This is a genomic window from Xanthobacter sp. BG11Y11_SDJG (assembly GCF_057364445.1).
Map to the genome: position 1 here is coordinate 1 of NZ_JBNFNU010000202.1, position 7535 is coordinate 7535.

Genomic DNA, 7535 nt, shown 5'->3' on the forward strand with positions numbered 1-7535 from the left:
CGCGCGCGGAAAGCCCCCTGCCCCGGCCCCGGCGGCCGGCGGCCTGCCGCTCCCGGGGGCAGCGGCTCGCTCACCTTCAGTCCTCCTGGACGACGCCCCGCGAGGGCTGGCACAGGGCGCGCGAGCGGTCCTGGTCGATGAAGGCCACCACCTGCGCCGCAAAGTCCGACTGGGCGGTCATGGCGCGCACCCGCTCCAGGCGCACGTCGAAGGTGCCGCCGCCGAAGAACAGGTCGCGATAGACCGCGCGGGCCTCGTGCAGCTGCGTCTTGGTGAAGCCACGCCGGCGCATGCCGATGACGTTGAGGCCCACCAGCTTGCCGGCCTGGCCGAGCACGTTGCCGAACGGGATCACGTCCTCGCGCACGCCGGTGAGGCCGGAAATCATGCACTGGGCACCGATGCGGGTGAACTGGTGCACCGCGCACAGGCCGCCGAGGAAGGTGAAGTCGCCGACGCTCACATGGCCCGCCAGCGTCGCATTGTTGGCGAACACCACGCTCTCGCCGACGAGGCAATCATGGCCCACATGGGCGCCCACCATGAGCATGCAGCGCGGGCCGATCACGGTCTGGCCGCGCCCCCCGGCGGTGCCGATATTGGCGGTGACATGCTCGCGGATGACGCAGTCCTCGCCGATGACTAGGCGCGTCTTCTCGCCCTTATAGTGCACCGACTGGGGCGGCGTTCCGAGCGAGGCGAACGGATAGACCACGGTGCGCGCGCCGATCGCGGTCGCGCCGGTGACGTTCACGTGGGAGACGAGGCGCACGCCGGGGCCGAGTTCCACATCCGGACCGACGGTGCAGAAGGGACCGACCTCCGCGTCGTCCGCGAGGTGCGCGCCCTGATCCACCAGCGCGGTGGGGTGGATGTTCGGCACGCGTCAGGTCTCCATGATCATGGCGCCGAGACGGGCCTCGGCGACCAGTTCGCCGCGCACCTTGGCCTCGCCGCGATACCACCACATGTTGCGGCGGCGGGTGATGCGCGTCATGTGATATTCGAGCACGTCGCCCGGCACCACCGGACGGCGGAACTTCGCCTCGTCGATGGTCATGAAATAGACCAGAGACGGCTTCTCCCGCTCCTTGCCGAGCACGCAGATGACGCCGGCGGTCTGCGCCATGCCCTCCATGATGAGCACGCCGGGCATCACCGGATTGCCCGGGAAATGGCCCTGGAAATGGGGCTCGTTGGCGGTGACGTTCTTGATGCCGACGCAGGAGAGATCGGCGTCGATCTGCTCCACGCGGTCCACCAGCAAGAAGGGATAGCGATGCGGCAGACACAGCAGGATGCGCTGGATGTCCACGCTCTGGAGCACCTTGGCAGGCGCCGGCTCGGCTGCGGATTTGGCTTCGGTTTCCAGCTGCGGCGTCTCGCTCATGCGCCCCTTCCCCCGTCGTCCAGTGGCTCGTCCGTGTCCTGCCCGTAACCCGCCCCGGAATCGGTGCCCCGGCGCTGGGCGAGCCGCTTCAGCGTCATCACCTCGCGGAACCAGTCCCGCACCGGCTTCGCCGGCGAGCCGCCCCAGCGCACACCGGGGGGAACATGGCCGGCCACGTTGCTGGAGGCGGCGATCTGGGCGCCGGTGCCGACGGTGATGTGGCCGACCACGCCCACCTGCCCGCCCAGCATCACGAAATCGCCCAGCGTCGCCGAGCCGGAAATGCCGGTCTGCGAGACGATGATGCAGTGGCGGCCGATCACCACGTTGTGGGCGATCTGCACCAGGTTGTCGATCTTGGTGCCCTCGCCGATCACCGTGTCCTTGAGCGCGCCGCGGTCGACGGTGGTGTTGGCGCCGATCTCCACGTCGTCCTGGATCACCACGCGGCCGATCTGCGGGATCTTCAGGTGGCCCCGCGCGCTCGGCTGATAGCCGAAGCCGTCGCCGCCGATGCGCGCCCCGGCATGGATGATGACGTGTTACCGAGAAAGGCGTGGGTCAGGCTCGCGCCCGCACCGATGGCGCAGTTGCGGCCGATGCGCACCTGCCGGGCCGATGACGGCGCCGGCGCAGATCACCGAGCCCGCGCCCACCTCCGGCGCCGGGGCCGATCACGGCGCCCGGGTCGACGGTGACGCCGTCTTCCAGGCGGGCCTTGGGATGCACCAGGGCGCCGGGCGCCACGCCCTCGTGGCCGAACACGGGCTGCGGGCGCAGCGCGGACGGGTAGAGCGCGCGCGTGACCAGAGCGAAGGCGAGGGCCGGACGCGGAGCGATCAGCAGCGGCAGTTCCGCCGGCGCCTTGGGCGCGAAGCGCTCCGAGGTGATGACGGCGCCGGCGCGCGTGGTGGCGAGACGCTCGGCGAACAGGAAGGTGTCGCAGAATGCGAGATCGTCCGGCCCGGCCGCATCAAGGCTCGCCACCGATGAGACGGTGCGCCGGCCCAGGGCATCAATGGTCGCCCCGGGGCCGGCAAGCTCGGCGCCGCTGATCTTGGCGACCTCGGCGAGGGTGATCGGCGCGGGGTGGGGGAAGAAGGCCGTCTGGCTCATGGATCAACAGGTTCGGGCGCCGAAGGGCTCACGCTCCTCGGCGCCCGCAATGGGAGGATGGTCGATCAGAAGCGGGTGCCGCCCGAGAAGCGGAACGCCTGGAGCTGATCGTAGGAGGCCTTCGAGATCGCCCACGCATAGTCGAAGCGCAGCGGGCCGAAGGGCGACTGCCAGATGAGGCTGGCGCCGATGGAGGAGCGGATCACATCCTCGTCGGCCACGCAGACGTTGCCGGATGCGTTCTTGGTGGAATATCCGGTCGTCCGGCAGTCGACGAAATTCGCCCTGCCGTAGATGTTGTTGCCATTCCAGTTCGGAACGGCCGGGAACGAGGTCGGGCCGCCATAGTCGAAGAGGTTGCCGGCGTCCGCGAAGATCGCGCCCTTCATGCCGATGTCCTTCGGCAGGAAGGAGAACGGGAACTGGATCTCAGCCGACACGCCCCAATAGGTGGTGCCACCCAAGGCGTTCGTCTCGTTGGCCAGGCAATTGGCGTAGACCAGCGTTCCGGCGTTGGACGCCGCGCAGGGCGCCACGTCGCGCGGGCCGATGCCGGAGGGCGCAAAGCCGCGCACCAGGTTCGGCCCCATGAAGAAATTGTCCATGATGGCGAGGTCGTCATTGCCCCACGCCGACACGTAGCCGCCCTGGGCGCGCAGGATGAGGACCGAGTCCGCGATCAGGGGCGTGTAGTGGCGGATGTCGGCGGTGGTGCGCAGGAAGTTCACGTCGCCACCGAGGCCGGCGAGGTCCTGCTTGAACTCGGCATACAGGCCCTGGGTCGGGTTCAGGTTGTTGTCCAGCCCGTTGAAGGACAGGGTGTAGCCGACCGCGGAGGTGATGGTCGCCCCCTGCGCCACCGCATCGCGGATCGCCCAAGACACGTCGTTGGCGCACTGGGCATAAAGCAGCCCACCGGTCGAGTAGCTGTCGCAGATGGACAGTTCGCGCTGGTAGAGATTGTAGCGCAGCGCCAGGGTCACTTCGTCGGTGATGGGCAGGCCGAAGCGCAGGCCGCCGCCGACGATGTTGGAGGCGTAGGCCGTGTAGCTGGTGGCCTGCGTCTCCTTCCAGTAGAGATCGATGCCCGCCGCCAGCCGGTAGCCGAGGAAATACGGCTCCGTGAAGGAGAACTCGGCGCCCTGCGCATTCTGACCGAACGAACCGGACAGCTTCACGTACTGGCCGCGGCCGAGGAAGTTCTTCTCGCCCAGCGAAATCTCGCCGATGATTCCGTCCTGGGTCGAGTAGCCGCCGGAGATGGCGAACTCGCCGGTCGGCTGGTCTTCCACATCCACCACCAGGATGATGCGGTCGGGCGCCGAACCGGGCTCGTTCGTGACCTTCACGTTCTTGAAGTAGCCGAGGTTGCGCAGCCGGCGCTCGGCACGATCCACGAGGACGCGGTTGTAGGCATCGCCCTCGCCGAGGTCGAACTCGCGCCGGATGACCCAGTCGCGGGTGCGGGTGTTGCCGCGGATGTCGATGCGCTCGATATAGACCCGCGGCCCCTCTTCCAGCACGAAGACGATGTTGATGCGCTTGTTCTCGAAGTCGCGGTCGCCGCGCGGACGCACCTGGGCGAACGCGTAGCCGCTCTTGGAGGCCTCGATGGTGAGGTTCTCCACCGACTTCTCAACCAGCTCGGCGTTGTAGATCTGGCCGTCCGCGACCCGCAGCGCGCCCCTCAAGGTCTGCGCGGGCACGTCGCGGATATTGGAGACCACATCCACCTTGCCGAACTTGTACTGGGCGCCCTCATCGAGGGTGAAGGTGATGATGAAGCCTTCGTTGGTCTGCTCGGCCGTGGCGGCGAGGATGCGGAAGTCCGCATAGCCGTTCTTCAGGTAGAAGCGGCGCAGCAGCTCCTGGTCCGAATTCACCCGGTCGGGATCATAGACGTCCGTGGACTTCAGGAACGACAACCAGTTGGTGACGGTCGTCGAGATGACGTCCTTCAGCTTGTAGTCGGAGAAGGCCTTGTTGCCGACGAACTTGATGTCCTTGATGCCGGTCTTCTCGCCCTCGGTGATTTCGAACACGAGGTCCACGCGGCCGTTGCCGCGGTCGATGGTGACCGGATTGACGCGCACGCCCTGCCGGCCGGAACGGCGGTAGACTTCGATGATGCGCTGGGTGTCGGCCTGGACGGTGGCCTTGGAGAGGGTGCCGCGGGGCTTGGACTGCACCTCGCCGGCGAGCACCTCGTCCTTGATCTTGGTGTTGCCCTCGAAGGCGACCTTGTTGATCACCTCGTTCTCGGACACGCGCACCACGATGCGGCCGCCGGCCTGCGAAATCTGGACGTCGGAGAACAGGCCAGTGGCGTAGAGCGCCTTCCAGGCCTCGTCGATCTTGGCGGCGGTGTAGGGGCCGTTGCCGAAATAAGAGCGGATGGTCTGCGCATCCACCCGGCGGTTGCCCTCAACCACGATGCTGGAGCTTTGCGCCGCTGCCGGCGCGGCCCCCGCCAGGGACCCGGCGACCGACCCGACCGCAACGCACGCTGCGATGCCGAGGACGGCGGCCAGCTTTCTCATCACCTGGAGCGAAGCAGTCATGTGGCGCGCAACCTTACGATTTCGTTGTTCTCGAACCGGCACGACGGTGCGTACAGATTCTCACCCTGCGAAGCCGCTTGTACAGGCTTTTACCTGCGGTGCAAACCGAACCCACCCAGCCGGCCCTGCTTTTCTGAGGGACCGTTGCGCCCACGCCACGGCCCCGTCCCCGTCTGCCAAAACCCTTACATCATCGGGATTCGCAGAACATCATTCCAGGTTGCGAAGATCATCAGCATCAGCACGATCGCGAGGCCGATGCGGAACCCGATGTCCTGCGTGCGGGCGCTCAGGGGGCGCCCGCGTACCGCCTCGAACGCATAGAACAGGAGATGGCCACCATCCAACAGCGGTATCGGAAAAAGGTTAAGAATTCCGATCGAGACCGAGAGCACGGCCGCAAGGGACAGGAGCGCGCCCATGCCGAAGGTCGCCACCTGCCCCGAGACCTGGGCGATGCGGATCGGGCCGCCGATCTGGTCCGCCGATTCCCGGCCCGCGATCAGGCCGGTGAGGTAGTCATAGGTGCGCGCGACGATGAACCACGTCTCCTGCACGCCCATCCCGACCGCCTCGACCGGACCGAAGTGGCGCACCGTCACGTCGCCGGCGGCGATGGGCCGGGAGATGCCGAGCAGGCCCGTGCGGTGCACGTTGCCGAAGGCGTCCTTCACCTCCTTCAGCTCGGGCGTGGCATTGAGCGTCACCTCGGTGTTGCCGCGCTGCACAACGAAGCTGAGCGTGCGGCCAGCCTGGGAGCCGACGATGCGCTGCATGTCGGAGAAGCTCTCCACCGGCTCGCCGTCGATGGTCAGCACCAGGTCGCCCGGCTTGAAGCCGGCGCGCTCGGCGGCGCTCGCGGGGGCGATCTGGTCGGCGCGGGGCAGCGTCACCTGCTTGCCGAACACCATGAAGACGAAGGCGAAAATGACGATGGCCAGGAGAAAGTTGGCGATCGGCCCGGCGGCCACGATGGCGGCGCGCCAGCGCACCGGCTGCCAGAAGAAGCTCTCCCGGCGCTCCGCGTCGCTCATCCGGCTGAGCTTGGCATGGTCCGGGGTGGAGGCGGCATCGTCGTCGCCGAAGAATCGCACATAGCCGCCGAGGGGTACCGCCGCCAGCCGCCAGCGCGTGCCGTGGCGGTCGGTGAAGCCGGCGATTTCCGGCCCGAAGCCCAGCGAGAAGGTCAGGACCCGCACGCCCGCCCAGCGCGCCACGAGGAAATGGCCGAGTTCGTGAAAGAAAACGACGATGGTCAGAACGAACAGGAAGGGAACAAGGTAACCAAGGAGGGATGAGCCGGCGCCGCTGAGACTGGAAAGCACATCCATCACCCGCTTCCTCGCATTCCTGCGTGGCGGCGCGCCTCCCGATCCGTCCGGGACCGGGACACGCGACGACCACTTGCCATCGCCACCGCCGCGCCTCGGATGCCGCGTCGCTAGGCGACGCCGCAGGCGCGGCATTCGGCCGAAATTCGCTCGCCCGGCGCTTGGCGCCGGCCCTCTGCCCTGCGGCGCCCGACCGTGGCCGCAGAACCTCTCAGGAGGCCTTCGCAGCAAACTTGGGCAAGAGCGCGGCGGTGATGGAGCGGGCCTCGGCATCCACAGCCAGCGCCTCCGCCACCGAGCCCGGCGGCGGGCCGCCGCTCATGCGCTCCAGCGTTCCGGCCACCGCGTCGGTGATTCCATAAAAGCCGATCCTTCCGTTCAGGAAGGCGGCGACCGCCACCTCGTTGGCGGCATTGAGCACGCAGGTGGCCCGCCCGCCCTGCGCCATGGCCGCGCGGGCGAGGGCCAGCGCGGGAAACCGCACCTCGTCCGGCGCCTCGAAGGTCAGGCGGCCGAGCGCCACCAGATCGAGCCGGCGGCAATCGGTCGCCACCCGGTCGGGAAAGGCGAGGCAGTGGGCGATGGGCACGCACATGTCCGGCACGGCGAGCCCGGCCACCACCGAACCGTCCTCGAAGGCGACGAGCCCATGCACCACGGATTCGGGGTGCACCACCGCGTCGAGCCGCTCCGGCGGAAGGTCGAACAGATGGTGCGCCTCGATCAGTTCCAGGCCCTTGTTCATCAAGGTCGCGGAATCGATGGTGATCTTGGCGCCCATGGACCAGTTGGGGTGCTTCAGCGCGTCCGCGGGCGTGGCGCGCGCCGCTTCTTCCCGCGACTTGAGACGGAACGGGCCGCCCGACGCGGTGAGCGTCACCTTCTCCACGGCCCGCGCCGGGGCGGCCGAGAGCGCCTGGAAGATGGCGTTGTGCTCCGAATCCATGGGCAGCAGCTCGACCCCCTGTCGCGCCGCCTCGGCCATGAAGAAGTGGCCCGCCGCCACGAGGCATTCCTTGTTGGCGAGCGCGACGCGCCGGCCGGCACCGAAGGCCGCCACCGTGGGCGCCAGCCCGGCGACGCCGACGATGGCACTCACCACGATGTCGGCGTCCCGCTGGGCCGCCTCGACCACGG

The 7535-nt window shown here is 68.2% G+C and carries 5 protein-coding genes and 1 pseudogene; all 6 read right to left on the bottom strand.

The features are described 5' to 3' along the window. Window positions 1-76: 76 nt before the first annotated feature. Window positions 77-883, bottom strand: a complete 807-nt coding sequence (lpxA, locus tag AC2W7M_RS15720; protein WP_486133159.1) for an acyl-ACP--UDP-N-acetylglucosamine O-acyltransferase — start codon at window positions 881-883, stop codon at window positions 77-79. A 3-nt stretch (window positions 884-886) separates the two neighbouring features. Next, window positions 887-1390: a 3-hydroxyacyl-ACP dehydratase FabZ gene (fabZ, locus tag AC2W7M_RS15725; protein ID WP_486133160.1), complete on the bottom strand. Its 504-nt coding sequence runs from the start codon at window positions 1388-1390 to the stop codon at window positions 887-889. Beyond that, window positions 1387-2506, bottom strand: a pseudogene (gene lpxD / locus AC2W7M_RS15730) (UDP-3-O-(3-hydroxymyristoyl)glucosamine N-acyltransferase). Before lpxD ends, fabZ begins: the two are co-directional and overlap by 4 nt. Before the next feature lie 65 nt (window positions 2507-2571). Next, on the bottom strand, window positions 2572-5067 hold the full coding sequence (gene bamA, locus AC2W7M_RS15735; protein WP_486133161.1) for an outer membrane protein assembly factor BamA: 2496 nt from the start codon (window positions 5065-5067) through the stop codon (window positions 2572-2574). A gap of 185 nt (window positions 5068-5252) precedes the next feature. Continuing rightward, window positions 5253-6398, bottom strand: coding sequence for an RIP metalloprotease RseP (gene rseP / locus AC2W7M_RS15740; RefSeq protein WP_486133162.1), 1146 nt, complete (start codon window positions 6396-6398; stop codon window positions 5253-5255). A gap of 211 nt (window positions 6399-6609) precedes the next feature. Next, a partial coding sequence (dxr, locus tag AC2W7M_RS15745; RefSeq protein ID WP_486133163.1) for a 1-deoxy-D-xylulose-5-phosphate reductoisomerase occupies window positions 6610-7535 on the bottom strand: 926 nt, incomplete at its 5' end.